Here is a 15,044-nt window from a genome sequence, read left to right on the forward strand (position 1 = left end):
CGGCGTCGAGGGAGCGCACCGGCGCGGCCGTCAGGCGCCGGTTGTGCGCCCGGCGTGACCGGATACAGCACACACAACCGATGGTTTTCAGCCAACTTCACCTGGGTGCCCAACCCTTCCGCAGATGGCCGGACAGCCCACCGCCCACCAGGCAGGAACGGACCGCGCGGTACGCTTTCACCCGACGCGGACGGGCCACGTTGTCGAAGGGCACTTCCCTGTGCGCTTCGCAGGTGAAACGCTTCGTGATCGAACGCTTCACGCCACGTTTCCTTATCGACATTGAGCTGGTGGGGGAAGGTGTCACGGCGGGACCACGCGACGCAGTAGATTCGATCTTGGAAATCGGAGACTGGGGACACGTGCGACACCGAGGGGAAACGTGCAGGAGCGACAGGCCCGTAAGGACCAGGGAGACGCGAACACCGAGGGGGGCTTAGCGTCATGAGCCAGGACTCCGCCGCCGCGACGGAGGCCGCACGCAAGCTGACCGGGCGGCGACGCCGGGAAGTCGTTGCCGTGCTGCTGTTCAGCGGCGGCCCTATCTTCGAGAGCTCCATCCCGCTCTCCGTTTTCGGAATCGACCGGCAGGACGCGGGAGTTCCCCGCTACCGCCTGCTCGTCTGCGGCGGCGAGGAAGGACCGCTGCGCACCACCGGTGGGCTCGAACTCACCGCGCCGTACGGCCTGGAGGCGATCAGCAGAGCCGGCACCGTGGTGGTGCCCGCCTGGCGGTCGATCACCTCGCCGCCGCCCGCCGAGGCACTGGACGCGCTGCGGCGCGCCCACGAGGAGGGCGCCCGCATCGTCGGTCTGTGCACGGGAGCCTTCGTGCTCGCGGCCGCCGGCCTGCTGGACGGCCGGCCGGCCACCACACACTGGATGTACGCACCGACGCTGGCCAAGCGCTATCCGTCGGTGCACGTCGATCCGCGCGAGCTGTTCGTGGACGACGGTGATGTGCTCACCTCCGCCGGCACGGCCGCCGGGATCGATCTCTGCCTCCATATAGTCCGCACCGATCACGGCACGGAAGCCGCGGGGGCACTCGCCCGCCGGCTCGTCGTGCCGCCGCGGCGCAGTGGCGGGCAGGAGCGCTACCTGGACAGGTCTTTACCGGAGGAGATCGGCTCCGACCCGCTCGCCGAGGTCGTGGCCTGGGCCCTGGAGCATCTGCACGAGCAGTTCGACGTGGAGACGCTCGCCGCGCGCGCCTACATGAGCAGGCGGACCTTCGACCGCAGGTTCCGTTCGCTCACCGGCAGCGCACCGCTGCAGTGGCTGATCACCCAGCGGGTGCTGCAGGCGCAGCGGCTGCTGGAGACCTCCGACTACTCGGTCGACGAGGTCGCCGGCCGCTGCGGCTTCCGCTCCCCGGTCGCGCTGCGCGGGCACTTCCGCCGCCAGCTCGGCTCCTCCCCCGCCGCGTACCGGGCCGCCTATCGGGCCCGCCGTCCGCAGGGGGTGGCGGAGAGCGCCGCGACGGTGGTCGAGACGATGGTGCCCAGCCAGGGGCCACCGTCCGGACGCCGGGGCTCGCCCCTGTCCTCCTCGGCCGTCGCCATGGCGGCGTCGGTGGGGTCCGGGGAGCTGTCCCTGCCGGGCCCTGACGCGTACGTTCCCGGACGCCCGGCTCTGCCGGGACAGCGGAGTGCCCCGTAGGGTGGGGCGCATGAACGACCGCATGGTGTGGATCGACTGCGAGATGACCGGGCTCTCGTTGACGGACGACGCACTCATCGAGGTGGCCGCCCTGGTCACCGACTCGGAGTTGAACGTGCTCGGCGAAGGGGTGGACATCGTGATCCGCCCGCCGGACGCGGCCCTGGAGACCATGCCCGAGGTGGTGCGGCAGATGCACACCGCCTCGGGCCTCCTCGACGAGCTGGCCGGGGGCACCACCCTGGCGGAGGCCGAGGAGCAGGTCCTGGCCTATGTCCGTGAGCATGTGAAGGAGCCCGGCAAGGCCCCGCTCTGCGGAAACTCGGTCGGCACCGACCGGGGGTTCCTGGCGCGGGACATGCGGGAGCTGGAGGGCTACCTCCACTACCGGATCGTGGACGTGTCCTCGGTCAAGGAGCTGGCCCGGCGCTGGTATCCCCGGGCGTACTTCAACAGCCCGGCCAAGAACGGCAACCACCGGGCGCTGGCGGACATCCGTGACTCCATCACGGAGCTCCGCTACTACCGGGAGGCGGTCTTCGTGCCGCAGCCCGGCCCGGACTCCGAGCGCGCCAAGGAGATCGCGGCGCGTTTGTCGGCCCCGGCCGCACCGTAGGAACCCGCTGGTCACGGGCGCGCGAGCGCCCGTGGACCGGCCCCGGGAAACGGGGGCGCGAGCACCCTCCCGGACCCTGTACACTTTTTCTCGGCCGGTCGGAAACGACCGGGCGACATGGTGGGTATAGCTCAGCTGGCAGAGCACCTGGTTGTGGTCCAGGATGTCGCGGGTTCAAGTCCCGTTACTCACCCTGAGGGAAGGGCCCCGGTCTTCGGACCGGGGCCCTTCTTCATGCCTGCGGGCCTGCTGCGGGGCGGTGTGCCGCCCGTCACTCAGAAGGTGACGTCGGAGCAGGCGTAGAAGGCGTTGCCGGTGTCCGCGATGGTCCAGACGCCGAGGATCAGGTGCTTGCCCGACTTCTGCGGCAGGTTGCCCGCGTGCGTGACCGTCGCTCCCGGCTGCCGCCCGCCGAAGGGCACGGTGAGGAACGGCTGCGGGTCCAGGTCGGCCCGGGTCAGGGGCTTCGCCGGGTCGTAGCCGTCCTTGGTGACGTAGTACCGGAAGTCGGTCGTGGCGTGCCGGGCGGTGATCCGCCAGCGGAAGGTGTGGCTCGCCCCGGCGGTCACCGCGGAGGCGGGCCAGGCTCCGCCGCGCGGGTCGTCCAGCTCGGCGAACCGCTGGTTGCCCCCGGCGCAGATCAGGCCGTCGCGGGGACCGCGCGCCGGGAAGCCCTTGAGGCCTTCGACGCTCGGCGGCTCCCACTGGATCTGCCCGCAGTTGCGGACGGTGCCGTTGCCGCAGAGCTGCTGCCTGCTGACCGGCGAGTCGGTGTACCCGTGGCTCTGCGCGCTGCCGGAGGTGGCCAGCAGGGAGGCTCCGGCGATGCCGAGGCCGAGGAGTAAGGAGGTGATCTTTCTGCGCATGTGGTGCTCCTGGGGTGAGGGGTGGAGCTTGCGGACAGACGGACCGGGCGCGGCGGCTCACCGCATCCTGGTCTAGACCAAGACGGAGGCTAGTCCTGTCTTTTGGTCATGTCCATACCACTGAAAGACCCCGGCCCGAGGACCGGGGCCGACCTGTCCGCTCCGGACCCGCCCGTCAGCGCGCCGGCCCCGGAGCGCCCGGGGCCGCTCCGGCCCGACCGCCCTCACGACGAGTCGCGGACCACCAGCTCGGTGGGCAGCACCAGCGAAGGGCGCTCGTCGCCCGGGGCCCGGCCCGCGATCTCGTCCAGGAGGAGCTGCGTCATGCGGCGGCCCATCTCCTCGATGGGCTGGCGGACGCTGGTGAGGGCCGGGTGCATGTGACGGGCGACCACCGAGTCGTCGAAGCCGATCAGGGCCACGTCCTCGGGGATGCGGCGGTCCGCCTCGCGCAGGACCTGGCGGGCGCCGGCGGCCATCACGTCGGAGGCGACGAAGACCGCGTCGAGGCCGGGGCGGCGGGCCAGGAGGTCGCGCATGGCCCGCGCACCGCCCTCCTCGGTGAAGTCGGCGGGGGCGATGAGGCGCTCGTCGGGGGCCAGGCCCGCGGCGGAGACCGCCGCGCGGTAGCCGTCCAGGCGGCGCTGGGCGCCGTAGACCTCCAGGCGGCCGGTGATCGTGGCCACCTGGCGGCGGCCCCGGGAGACCAGGTGCTCGACGGCGGCCCGCGCACCCCCGAAGTTGTCCGAGTCGACCGAGGGCAGCGTCTCGGCCGCGTGCCGGGCACCGCTGATCACACAGGGCATGCCCAGCTGCTCCAGCAGCTCCGGCAGCGGGTCGTCGGCGTGCACGGCGACCAGGAGGACCCCGTCGACGCGGTGGGCGGTGAGGTACTGGGCGAGCCGGCGGCGCTCACGGTCGTTGCCCACGAGGGTGAGGAGCAGCTGCATCTCGGTGTCGGCCAGGGCCGCGCCGACGCCGCGCACGATCGCGGAGAAGTACGGCTCGGCGAAGAAGCGGGTCTCCGGCTCGGGCACCACCAGCGCGATGGCGTCGGTGCGGTTGCCCGCCAGGGCGCGGGCCGCGCGGTTGGGGACGTACCCCAGCTCCACCACGGCCGCCTCGACGGCCTGCCGGGTCGCCTCGCTGACCCGGGGCGAGCCGTTGATGACCCGCGAGGCGGTGCCCCGGCCGACCCCGGCCCGTGCCGCCACCTCTTCGAGCGTGGGCCGCCCGCCGCTCCGTACTCGCGCTGCCGCCATGGCCGCCTCCCCGTTCCCGGTCAATTTCTCACAGCCGTACAGTCAATCCAAGTCCTGGACCGATCACCCCGACGAGCGTACGGACAGTGTATTGGGAGCGCTCCCAACGACGGGGCGAAAAGCGCGGTGGGCCCGGTCGGGGAGACGACCGGGCCCACCGCCTCGACACCGGGTCAGGCGTCCGGGCCCGCGGCCGGGGGCAGCGCGTGGCGGGCGATCACGTCGCCGTACCAGAGGGCGCTGGACTTCGGCGTACGGCGCTGGGTCGCGTAGTCGACGTACACCGCGCCGAAGCGCTTCGCATAGCCGTAGCCCCACTCGAAGTTGTCCATCAGGGACCAGAGGAAGTAGCCCCGTACGTCCGCCCCGTCCGCCGCCGCCCGGCGTACCGCCTCCAGGTGGCCCCGCAGATAGGCGATCCGCTCCGGGTCGTGGACCCGCCCGTCCGCGTCCGGGGCGTCGTCGAAGGCCGCGCCGTTCTCGGTGACCATCAGCGGCAGGTCCGGGTGCTCGCGCGAGACGTCCATGAGGAGGTCGTAGAGACCCTCCGGCTTGACCGACCAGTTCATCGCGGTGACCGGCCGGCCCTCGGCGAGGTGGAAGGCCACGTGCTCCGAGCCGGGCCACGGGGAGTGCTCGCTGCTGCCGTGGCCGTCGTTGCGGGTGTCCCCGGCGCCGGAGACGGGCGTGCTGACGATGGTGGGCGTGTAGTAGTTGACGCCGAGCACGTCGATCGGGGCGGCGATGGCGGCGAGGTCGCCCGGACGGATCAACTCGGCCCAGTTCACCATGCGTTCGGTGTCGGTGAGCAAGTCCTCCGGGTACGCGCCCTTCAGCATCGGCCCGGTGAAGACCCGGTTGCCCACCGCGTCGATCCGGCGGGCCGCGTCCGCGTCCGCCTCGCTGCCGGTCAGCGGGCGCACCTGGTGGAGGTTGAGGGTGACCGAGATCTGCGCGGCAGCGGGGAGGTTGGCGCGCAGCGCCTCGGCCGCCCGGCCGTGGGCGAGGTTGAGGTGGTGGGCGGCCCGCAGCGCGGCGGCCGGTTCGGTGCGGCCGGGGGCGTGGACCCCGGAGCCGTAGCCGAGGAAGGCCGAGCACCAGGGCTCGTTCAGCGTCGTCCACATGCCCACGCGGTCACCCAGGGCGCGGGCCATGATGGCCGCGTAGTCCGCGAACCGTTCGGCCGTCGCACGCTCGGGCCAGCCGCCCGCGTCCTCCAACTCCTGCGGCAGGTCCCAGTGGTAGAGCGTGGCGACGGGCTTGATGCCGGCGGCGAGCAGCTCGTCGACGAGCGACCGGTAGAAGTCGAGACCGCGCTCCACCGCGGGCCCCCGGCCGGTGGGCTGGACGCGGGACCAGGAGACCGAGAAGCGGTACGCCTGGAGCCCGAGGCGCTTCATCAGGGCGACGTCGTCGCGGTAGCGGTGGAAGTGGTCGGCCGCCACGTCCCCGGTGTCCCCGCCGAGGGTCCGGCCGGGCGTGTGGCTGAAGGTGTCCCAGATGGAAGGGGTGCGGCCCATCTCGGCGGCCGCGCCCTCCACCTGGTACGCGGCGGTGGCCGCGCCCCAGAGGAAACCGGTCGGGAAGGGGGCCGTGGCGGCGGGGGCCTGCTGCGGGACCGTGTCAGGTCGGACGGCTGTCATGTGGGAGCGCTCCCTTGAGAAAGTGAGGGGTGAGGGGTGTGAGGAACGAGGACGGGGTGAGGCGGGAGGGACGGGACGCCGTCGGGTAGTGAAGGGTGGCTGGCCCTTCACCGCGCGGCGGTAGGTCGGCCCTCCACCGCGCGGCGGTCGGTCAGCCCTTCACCGCGCCGGACATGATCCCGCCGACGATCTTCTTGCCGAAGACCACGAACACCACCAGCAGCGGCAGCGTGCTGATCAGCGCGCCCGCCATCACGATGGACTGGTCGGGGGTGTAGGAGGCGCTGAGCTGGCCGAGGGCCACCTGAAGGGTCGGGTTCTGCTGGTTGAGGGCGAGGTAGGGCCAGAAGAAGTCGTTCCACGCCTGGACGAAGGTGAGCATCCCGAGCACCATCATCGCGGGGCGGGCCACCGGCAGCACCACGCTCACCACGATGCGGAGGTTGTTCGCGCCGTCGATCCTGGCCGCCTCGATCAGCTCGTACGGCAGCGCCTCGATCAGGTACTGGCGCATGAAGAACACGCCGAACGCGCTCACCAGCGTCGGGAAGATCACCGATTCGAGCTGCCCGCCCCAGCCGAGGCCGGACATCATCATGAACAGCGGGACGACGCTGAGCTGCGGCGGGATGGTGAGGGTGGCGATGACCGCGGTCATCAGCCAGCCCCGGCCCCGGAAGCGCATCTTGGCGAACGCGTAGCCGGCGAGGGTGCAGAAGAAGAGCGTCGCGAGGGTGATCGAGGACGAGACGATGACGCTGTTGAGGATCGCCTTGCCGAGGTTGGCCTGTTCCCAGGCGGTCTCTACGTTCTCCAGCAGCTTTCCGCCCGGCAGGAACGGCGGGGTGGAGGCGAGGACCTCGTCCTGGGTGCGGGAGGCCGCCACCAGGGTCCAGTAGAGCGGCAGCAGCGAGCCGAAACCGACGACGGCGAGCGCGACGTACGCGAACGGGCCGCCCCTCATCTGCTGTCCGGCGCCCATCCGGAAGCGGCTCGGGCGCCGCGGGGCGCTGCCCTTCGGGGCGGGTGCGAGCTTCACGGGGGCGGTGTGCGTAGGGCTGGTCATGGTCATGGAGGCGCTCCCGGTCAGACCGCGGACTTGCGGACGAATCGGCCGATGAACCAGTTGGCCGCGGCGATGATGAGCAGGAGGGCGAGCATCGCCCAGGCGACGGCGGCGGCCGGACCGAGGTGTCCGAGGTTCCAGCCGTAGTTGTAGAGGTAGATGCTGAGCGTCTCGTACTGGTTCTCGTTGCCGCCGGTGGCGCCCAGCGCGCCGCCCTCCAGCAGCAGCGGCTCGCCGAAGAGCTGCATGGAGCCGATGGTGGAGATGACGATGGTGAACAGGATCGTCGGCCGCAGCGAGGGGATGGTGACCTTGCGGAACTGCTGCCAGCGCGAGGCGCCGTCCAACGAGGCGGCCTCGTACAGGTCGTTGGGGACTGCCTGCATCGCCGCGAGGTAGATCAGCGCGTTGTAGCCGGTCCAGCGCCAGATGACGATGACGGAGATGGCGATCTTCGATGTCCAGTGCCCGTTGGACCAGTTGACGTCGTCGAAGCCGACGAGGCCGATGGCCCAGTTCAGCAGTCCGCCGTCGGCCCGGAACACCAGGGCGAAGACGAGGGCGGCCGAGGCGACCGAGGTCGCGTACGGGGTGAGGATGATCGTGCGCCAGAACGTGCTGGCCCGCAGGCGGTAGTTGAGGAGGTGGGCAAGGCCGAGGGCCACCAGGAGCTGCGGGACGGTGGAGATGACGCCGATCAGGAAGGTGTTGCTGACCGAGGTCCAGAACTCGGGGTCGTGCAGGATCTTGTCGAAGTTCTCCCAGCCCACCCACTCCATCGAGTCCAGGCCGGTCATCTCCACCCGGTGCAGGGCGATCCAGCCGGTGTAGAGGAGCGGGTAGAGCCCGAAGGCCCCGAAGACGAGGAAGAACGGGGCGATGTACGCGTACGGGGACGCCTTGTCGTCGAACCGCCACAGCCTGCTGCGCCACAACTGCCGCCGTTCGCTGGGCGGTTCCTTCTGCGGCTGGCGGGGCGGGGGTACGTACGCATCCCGGGTGGGGGTCGAGGTTGCCACGGGCGGGGAGTCCTTCCCTGGGTGCGCCGACGGACGGCCGGGGCGGCTGGAGGGGTGGGCGGGCGGCGGGGCGGGCGGGTGTCGCCCGCCCACCCCGGCTCGGGACCGGCTCGGGCCGGTCCGGTGTCAGGTGCCGGAGGTCAGCCGATGGCCTTGTCGATCGTCCGCACGGCCGCGTCCCAGGCGTCGTCGGGGCTGGTGCCGCGCTGCTCCATGTTGTTGATCTGGGTCGAGATGGAGTCCTTGATCACGCCGTCCTTCGGGCCGAGGACCGCCTCGGGGATGGACTTCGCGCCGTCGGCGTAGATCTGGCCGATGGGGGCGTCGTTGAAGTACGGCAGGGTCGCGTTCTTCACGTCCGGCAGGTCGTAGGCGCCCTGGTTGGACGGGAAGACGCCGATCGCCTTGAAGACGGCGGCCTGCTGCTCGGGGGCGGTCAGCCACTTGACGAGCTTGGTGGCCTCGGCGACGTTCTTCCCGGACTTCGGGACGGCGAGGAAGGAGCCGCCCCAGTTGGCGGAGGTGTCGCCGGGGGCGCTGGTGATGTCCCACTTGCCCTTGTTGGCGTCACCGGCGTAGGTGGAGATCTGGCCGGCCATCCAGGCGGGACAGACGACGGTGGCGACGGTGCTCTTGCGCAGGGCCGCCTGCCACTGGTCCTCGAACTGCGCCAGGCCCTGCGTCAGCTTCTTGGACGCGGCCTCGGCGGCGAGCTTCCAGCCCTTCTCGACGCCGGCGCTCTCCTGGTAGACCGGCTTGCCGCTCGCGTCGTAGTACTGCTCGGGGCTGGAGCTGACCACGGCGTTGAACATGGCGCTCGCGGAGTCCATGAAGTACGTGCCCTCGGGGGCCTTCTTCTTGTACCGCTCACCCAGCGCGAGGAAGTCCTCCCAGCCGCCCTCGGTCAGCTTCGCGACCTCGGCGCGGTCGGTGGGCAGTCCGGCCTTCTCGAACAGCTCACGGTTGTAGCAGAGGGACATGGGGCCGATGTCGGTGCCCGCGCCGATGACCGCGCCGCTGGGGGCGGTGGCCTGCTTCGCCTTCCACGACACCCACTCGTCCACGCCGATCGTCTTGGAGAGGTCGGCGAAGGAGTCCGCCTTGGTGTCGACGATCTCCTTGATCCGGCCGACCTCGATGCCCTGGACGTCGGCGAGGCCGCTGCCGGAGTTCAGCTGCTGGAGGAGCTTGGGGTAGTAGTTCTTCTCCTCGGCGGTGGTGTCCTCCTTGACCGTGATCTTCGGGTTCAGCTCGTGGTACTTCTCGAAGAGCCCGGCCTCCTTGTACCCGAACTGCCCGAAGTCGGCGAGGGTCAGGGTGATGTTCCCGTCCGCGTCGGCTCCCTTGTCCGAGTCGGACGAGCCGCCGCATCCGGTGAGGAGGAGGGCGGTGACCGTGATGCCCGTGGTGGCCACGAAGGCGGTTCTCCTGCGTCGACCGGCAACGCTGCGGGTGATGCGCATTCCACTGCTCCTTGTTCCGGGGTGGTACCGGCGCTGTTCCGCGAGGCAGGGCGGAGGGCGTCGGATCTGGTGCGGGAAGAGGAAGCGCGCGAGACCTTCCCCCAGAGTGGGAGCGCTCCCATGCGCCGTTGCCGGAAGGTTGCTGCCTGAAGGGGGTGGGTGTCAAGAGTTGAAGACGATTCCGTTGCCGAGGGATGTCCGGCGCGTCACCGAGGGGGCGTTGGGCCGCCCTCCCATCGGAAGGTGAACGGGGGCAGGCCGGGCCGGGCGAGCTGCCGGGGCACTCGACCCCTGTTAATTTCTCCTTTATGTACCTTTTGATCATCCAGGTCGCCGACCCCAGCCCCGGTGAGTGAGGCGGGATGGGCGTCCTGCGCGACCATCCCGAACTGGCCCTCTTCTTCTGCCTCGCGGCCGGCTACCTCGTCGGCAAGCTCCGCGTCGGCCCGATCACGCTCGGCGGTATCTGCGGCACCCTCATCGTGTCGCTGCTGCTGGGCACCCGGCACGTCAGCGTCGACGACGACGTCAAGACCGTCTTCTTCGCGCTGTTCATCTTCTCGCTCGGCTACATGGCCGGGCCGCAGTTCTTCGCCAACCTCAACCGCAAGAGCCTGCGCTTCTTCACGCTCTGCCTGATCGAGCTGGTCTGCGTCCTGGGCATCGCCTACGGGCTCGCCAAGGCCTTCGACCTGGACGTGGGCACGGCGTCCGGAATCCTCGCCGGAGCGGCCACCGAGTCCGCCGTGGTGGGCACGGCGACCGAGGCCATCGGCAAGCTGGAGGACCTGACCTCCGAGCAGATCAGCCAGTACCAGGGGCACGTCGCCACCGCGTACACGGTCTGCTACCTGTTCGGCCTGATCACCATCGTGCTCTACACCAGCCAGATCATGCCGATGCTGATGCGCATCAACCTGGCGGACGCCTCGCGCGAGCTGTGGGAGAAGATGCGCGGCGGCCAGGGCGGGCTGGAGTCCGACGAGCGCGAGGCGCTGCCCGGCATGGTCGGCCGCACCTATCTGGTGACGCTGGCCGACGGGCGGACCGTCGGTGCTCTGGAGAGCGCGTTGGGCGGCCGGATCACCGTCGAGGGCGTCAAGCGCGGCAGCAAGCTGCTGACGCCCGCCCCCGGTCTGGAGCTGACGCTCAGCGACCTGATCCAGGTGGTCGGGGAGCGGGCGGCCATCATCGAGGCGGGCCGGGAGATCGGCCCGGAGACCCCGGCCGTGCCGGGGCTCGACGCCCCGCTGGCCACCAGTCAGGTCGCCGTCACCGAGAAGGAGACGATCGGCGCCACGATCGACCGCCTGGAGAAGCGCCATCCGGAGTTCCGCAAGGACGGCGTCTACGTCACCGACGTGCTGCGCAACGACCAGCACCTGCCCGCCAGCGGGGAGACGGTCCTCGCCCGGGGCGACGTGCTCACCCTGGTCGGCGCCCGGGGCGGGCTGAACCGGCTCGTCGCGAAGCTCGGCGCGGTGGTGAAGAACGACGCCACCGACTTCATCTACCTCGGCTTCGGCATCGTGGCGGGCTCCCTGCTCGGCCAGATCGTCGTGAAGATCGGGGACATCCCGATGTCGCTCGGCACCGGCGGCGGCTGTCTGATCTCCGGCCTGGTCTTCGGCTGGTTCCGCTCCCGCAGCCAGACGTTCGGCGCGTTCCCGCCGCAGGCAGCGAGCACGCTCAAGGACATGGGCCTGGCCGTCTTCATCGCCTGCACGGGGCTGGCGGCGGGGCCCCAGGCCTGGCCACTGCTGAAGGAGTACGGGGCGCTGCTGCCGTTCGCGGGCATCGCCATGGTGCTGGTCCCGGCGACGATCTCCCTGATCGTCGGGCGCAAGCTGCTGAAGATCGAGAAGCCGCTGCTGATCGGCGCGATCGCCGGACAGCAGTGCTCGACCCCGGCGATCACCTCCATCACCCAGGTGGCCCAGAGCTCCGTACCGCTTCTCGGCTACACGATCACGTACACGCTCTCCAACTTCCTGCTGCCGCTGACCGGGCCCATCCTCGTCGGCGTCCTGGGGGCATGACGTGATCGACTTCCTGAACCGGAACATCTTCCAGCCCCACCCCGAGCTGCTCGTCTTCCTCGTGGTCGCGTTCGGCTTCCTGCTCGGGAAGGTCCGCTACCGGGCGATCGCGCTGGGCGCGGTGACGGGCTGTCTGGTGGCCGGGCTGCTGCTCGGGGCCCAGTTCGAGGTCCAGATCGACGACACGGTGAAGAACCTGTTCTTCATCATGTTCCTGTTCGCCCTGGGCTACCGGGTCGGCCCGCAGTTCTTCCGGGGGCTGCGGAAGGACGGGCTGCCGCAGGTCGTCAACGCGGTGGTCGTCTGTGTGACCGGGCTGCTGGTGTCGTGGCTCTTCGCGCACCTGCTCGGTTACGGTCCCGGGCTCGGCGCCGGCCTGATGAGCGGGGCGCTGACCCAGTCGGCCGCGATCGGGGTCGCCCAGGACGCGATCGGCACCCTGCCGGGCCTCTCCCCCGCCGAGGTGAAGACCCAGGAGAACCTGGTCGCCGTCGGGTACGCGGTGACGTATCCGCTCGGCACCATCCTGTGCGCGATGCTCCTGGCCAACGTGCTGCCGAGGCTCTACCGCCGTGACCTGGCGAAGGAGAGCGCGGAGCTGGCGGCGGAGCTGGACGCGCCGGACGAGAGCCCGGACGAGGGCGAGGGCTACTACGAGGTGGTGCTGCGCGCGTACAGCGTTCAGCGGCCCGATCTGGTGGGCCGTTCGGTGGCGGACTTCGAGGAGCAGCAGAAGGCGCTGGGCCGCCGGGTCTACCTCACCGGGATCCGCCGCGACGGCACGGTCCTGGAGCACGACCAGTCCCGCGTCCTGCGCCTCGGCGACACCGTCGCGGTCAGCGCGATCCGGGGCGACCTGGTGGCGTTCGACGCGGTGACGCACATCGGGGCCGAGGCCGACGACGTGACGCTGCTGGGCTACCGCACGGAGACGCTGCACGTCGTCGTCTCGGAGAAGGCTCAGCTGGGCCGGACCGTGGAGGAGGTGCGGCGGCAGCCGTTCATGGTCGGCGTGTACATCGACAAGCTGTACCGGGCGGGGGCGGTCTTCCCCTACCGGCTGTCCACGAAGCTGGAGCGCGGCGACACGCTCGTCCTCACCGGCCCGGAACGCCTGGTCGGTCCGGCGGGGAAGGCGCTGGGCAAGCCCGTCCCGACGAGCTTCGCGACGGACATGGTCTGGGTCGGCCTCGGCATCTTCCTCGGCGGCTGCATCGGCATTCCGGCGCTGACGGCGGGCGGGGTGCCGATCTCCCTGTCGACCTCGGGCGGCGGCCTGATCATGGGGCTCGTCTTCGGCTGGATCCGCGGCAAGTACCCGACGTACGGGAACGTGCCGCCGGGCGCGCAGTGGTTCATGGACACGCTCGGGCTCTGCCTGTTCGTGGCCGTCGTCGGCATCAACGCCGGGCCCGGTTTCACCAGCGGTCTCTCCACGGCCGGCTGGGGGCTGCTGCTGCTGGGCGCGGTCGCCACCGTCGTCCCGCTGATCGTCGGGTTCCTGGTCGGGCACTACGCGCAGAAGATCCGCTTCCCGATCCTGATGGGCGTCCTGGCGGGCGGCCAGACCACCACGGCGGCGATCGGCGCCGTCAACGAGACCTCGAAGTCCCAGATCCCCACCCTCGGCTACACCATCCCGTACGCCGTCGGCAACGTCCTGCTGACGGTGTGGGGCGCCGTGATCGTCCTGCTGAACCACTGACCCGCTACGGAGTGGACACCACCATGCCCAAGACCAGCCTCAGCCGTGAAGAGATCCGCTCGTTCGCCCAGCTCTCCCCGTTCGAGCTGAAGGATAAGTTCATCCAGATCGCGACGGCCGCGCAGAGCGATCAGCCGGGCCAGAAGGGGAAGTCGACCCGGACGATGCTCAACGCGGGCCGCGGCAACCCGAACTGGGTGGCCACGGGACCCCGCGAGGCGTACCACGCGCTCGGCTACTTCGCGATCGCGGAGTCCCGGCGGGTGTGGACGGCCGACAACCTGGGCGGCATGCCGGAGCAGTCGGGGTGCGCGGACCGCTTCGAGCACTTCGTCCGTACGCACCCGGAGCTGCCGGGCATCGAGCTGCTGAAGGCGAGCGTGGACCTGGCGCTGAAGCGGTTCGGTTTCGACCGGGACGCGTTCGTGCACGAGCTGGCGGACTCCTCGATCGGCGACAACTATCCCGTCCCGGACCGGATCCTGCACCACACCGAGCAGATCGTGCGCGGCTACATCGCGGACGAGATGTTCGACCACCGGCCGCCGGAGGGGCAGACGTTGAGCCTGTTCGCGACCGAGGGCGGCACGGCGGCGATGTGCTACGTCTTCGACTCGCTGATGCAGAACGGCATCCTGAAGAAGGGCGACCGGATCGCCCTGATGGTGCCGGTGTTCACCCCGTACCTGGAGATCCCGGAGCTGGACACGTACGACTTCGACGTGGTGCGGGTGGAGGCGAGTCTGTTCACGGAGACCGGGGTGCGGCAGTGGCGCTATCCGGAGGAGGAGGTCGCCAAGCTGGCGGACCCGTCGGTGAAGCTGGTCTGCTGTGTGAACCCGAGCAACCCGCCCTCCCTCGCGCTCTCCACCCGGGTCGCCGAGCAGATCGTCTCCATCGTCGGGGAGCGGAACCCGAACCTGATCATCGTGACCGACGACGTGTACGGGACCTTCGTGGAGGGCTTCCGCTCGCTCGCGGCCGACCTGCCGCGCAACACGCTCCTCGTCTACTCCTACTCCAAGCACTACGGGGCGACCGGCTGGCGGCTCGGGGTGATCGCGCTGCACGACGACAACGTGATCGACGCGATGCTGGCGGAGCAGGACCGGGCGCAGAAGGACCGGCTCGACAGGCGGTACGGGACACTGTCGTTGGAGCCGGAGAAGATCCGGTTCATCGACCGGCTGGTGGCGGACTCCCGGCAGGTGGCGCTGAACCACACGGCGGGCCTGTCGCTGCCGCAGCAGACGATGATGGTGCTGTTCTCGCTGTTCGACATGCTGGACGAGGGCCAGGCGTACAAGCACCGGATCCGGGCGATCGTCCAGCAGCGGCTCGAACTCCTGCTGGAGGGCGTGCACATGAAGGTCTCGGAGGACCCGAAGCGGGCGGCGTACTACATCGAGCTGGATCTGCTGGCCGAGGCGGAGCGGGTGCACGGAAAGCCGTTCGCCGACTTCCTGGAGAAGAACTACGAGCCGGTCGACCCGCTGTTCCGACTGGCCGAGCAGACGTCGGTGGTGCTGCTCAACGGCGGCGGCTTCGACGGCCCGGAGTGGTCGGTGCGGGTGTCGCTGGCCAACCTGGACGACCTGGACTACCTGAAGATCGGCCACCATCTGCGGGCGATCTTCGACGCGTACGCGCAGGAGTGGCGGGCGCAGGCCGGGTGAGGTGCACGCTCCGGCCGGAGGTGGGGT

General features: G+C 70.3%; 11 protein-coding genes and 1 tRNA gene. 6 read left to right on the plus strand and 6 right to left on the minus strand.

The window, feature by feature from the left end; all coding sequences use genetic code 11:
• Positions 1-444: 444 nt before the first annotated feature.
• The 3 genes from OG245_RS12470 to OG245_RS12480 all read left to right on the plus strand — a co-directional run bounded on the left by OG245_RS12470 (position 445) and on the right by OG245_RS12480 (position 2,471).
• Entirely contained in the window at positions 445-1,662 is a 1,218-nt protein-coding gene (locus OG245_RS12470) for a helix-turn-helix domain-containing protein (protein ID WP_371623592.1), read from the plus strand.
• A 10-nt stretch (positions 1,663-1,672) separates the two neighbouring features.
• Complete coding sequence (gene orn, locus OG245_RS12475) at positions 1,673-2,278, plus strand: oligoribonuclease (protein ID WP_371623593.1); 606 nt, start codon at positions 1,673-1,675, stop codon at positions 2,276-2,278.
• Positions 2,279-2,398: 120 nt separating this feature from the next.
• Positions 2,399-2,471: transfer RNA gene (locus OG245_RS12480), tRNA-His, on the plus strand.
• 82 nt (positions 2,472-2,553) lie between these two features.
• On the opposite strand, the gene OG245_RS12485 is transcribed toward OG245_RS12480, so the two are convergent.
• From OG245_RS12485 to OG245_RS12510, 6 genes are all read right to left on the minus strand, one after another.
• The gene (locus OG245_RS12485; protein WP_371623594.1) at positions 2,554-3,144 is read right to left on the minus strand and encodes a lytic polysaccharide monooxygenase; all 591 of its coding nucleotides are present in this window, start codon (positions 3,142-3,144) and stop codon (positions 2,554-2,556) included.
• A gap of 224 nt (positions 3,145-3,368) precedes the next feature.
• Entirely contained in the window at positions 3,369-4,406 is a 1,038-nt protein-coding gene (locus OG245_RS12490; protein WP_371623595.1) for a LacI family DNA-binding transcriptional regulator, read from the minus strand.
• Between the two features lie 173 nt (positions 4,407-4,579).
• Complete coding sequence (locus OG245_RS12495; RefSeq protein ID WP_371623596.1) at positions 4,580-6,049, minus strand: GH1 family beta-glucosidase; 1,470 nt, start codon at positions 6,047-6,049, stop codon at positions 4,580-4,582.
• A gap of 151 nt (positions 6,050-6,200) precedes the next feature.
• Entirely contained in the window at positions 6,201-7,121 is a 921-nt protein-coding gene (locus OG245_RS12500) for a carbohydrate ABC transporter permease (RefSeq protein WP_371623597.1), read from the minus strand.
• 14 nt (positions 7,122-7,135) lie between these two features.
• Positions 7,136-8,134 carry a carbohydrate ABC transporter permease gene (locus tag OG245_RS12505; protein ID WP_371623598.1) on the minus strand — a complete coding sequence of 333 codons (999 nt, stop codon included), beginning with the start codon at positions 8,132-8,134 and terminating at the stop codon, positions 7,136-7,138.
• Between the two features lie 140 nt (positions 8,135-8,274).
• A complete protein-coding gene (locus OG245_RS12510) occupies positions 8,275-9,597 on the minus strand; it encodes an extracellular solute-binding protein (protein ID WP_371623599.1) in 1,323 nt (440 codons plus the stop codon).
• Between the two features lie 362 nt (positions 9,598-9,959).
• Here OG245_RS12510 and aspT (OG245_RS12515) point away from each other — a divergent pair, with 362 nt between their 5' ends.
• The 3 genes from aspT (OG245_RS12515) to OG245_RS12525 are packed head-to-tail and all read left to right on the plus strand — an operon-like array spanning position 9,960 to position 15,017.
• On the plus strand, positions 9,960-11,636 hold the full coding sequence (gene aspT, locus OG245_RS12515; protein WP_371623600.1) for an aspartate-alanine antiporter: 1,677 nt from the start codon (positions 9,960-9,962) through the stop codon (positions 11,634-11,636).
• Position 11,637: 1 nt separating this feature from the next.
• Complete coding sequence (gene aspT / locus OG245_RS12520; RefSeq protein ID WP_371623601.1) at positions 11,638-13,341, plus strand: aspartate-alanine antiporter; 1,704 nt, start codon at positions 11,638-11,640, stop codon at positions 13,339-13,341.
• 23 nt (positions 13,342-13,364) lie between these two features.
• A complete protein-coding gene (locus tag OG245_RS12525) occupies positions 13,365-15,017 on the plus strand; it encodes a bifunctional aspartate transaminase/aspartate 4-decarboxylase (RefSeq protein WP_371623602.1) in 1,653 nt (550 codons plus the stop codon).
• Positions 15,018-15,044: the final 27 nt, after the last annotated feature.

The organism is Streptomyces sp. NBC_01116 (genome assembly GCF_041435495.1).
Lineage (GTDB): Bacteria > Actinomycetota > Actinomycetes > Streptomycetales > Streptomycetaceae > Streptomyces.

What these genes read in the sequence shown, in the direction of transcription:
- OG245_RS12490 (WP_371623595.1), bottom strand. Translation starts at nt 4,406, where the DNA reads ATGGCGGCAGCGCGAGTACGGAGCGGCGGGCGGCCCACGCTCGAAGAG.
- orn (WP_371623593.1), top strand. Translation starts at nt 1,673, where the DNA reads ATGAACGACCGCATGGTGTGGATCGACTGCGAGATGACCGGGCTCTCG.
- aspT (WP_371623600.1), top strand. Translation starts at nt 9,960, where the DNA reads ATGGGCGTCCTGCGCGACCATCCCGAACTGGCCCTCTTCTTCTGCCTC.
- OG245_RS12510 (WP_371623599.1), bottom strand. Translation starts at nt 9,597, where the DNA reads ATGCGCATCACCCGCAGCGTTGCCGGTCGACGCAGGAGAACCGCCTTC.
- OG245_RS12525 (WP_371623602.1), top strand. Translation starts at nt 13,365, where the DNA reads ATGCCCAAGACCAGCCTCAGCCGTGAAGAGATCCGCTCGTTCGCCCAG.
- OG245_RS12500 (WP_371623597.1), bottom strand. Translation starts at nt 7,121, where the DNA reads ATGACCATGACCAGCCCTACGCACACCGCCCCCGTGAAGCTCGCACCC.
- OG245_RS12470 (WP_371623592.1), top strand. Translation starts at nt 445, where the DNA reads ATGAGCCAGGACTCCGCCGCCGCGACGGAGGCCGCACGCAAGCTGACC.
- OG245_RS12485 (WP_371623594.1), bottom strand. Translation starts at nt 3,144, where the DNA reads ATGCGCAGAAAGATCACCTCCTTACTCCTCGGCCTCGGCATCGCCGGA.
- OG245_RS12495 (WP_371623596.1), bottom strand. Translation starts at nt 6,049, where the DNA reads ATGACAGCCGTCCGACCTGACACGGTCCCGCAGCAGGCCCCCGCCGCC.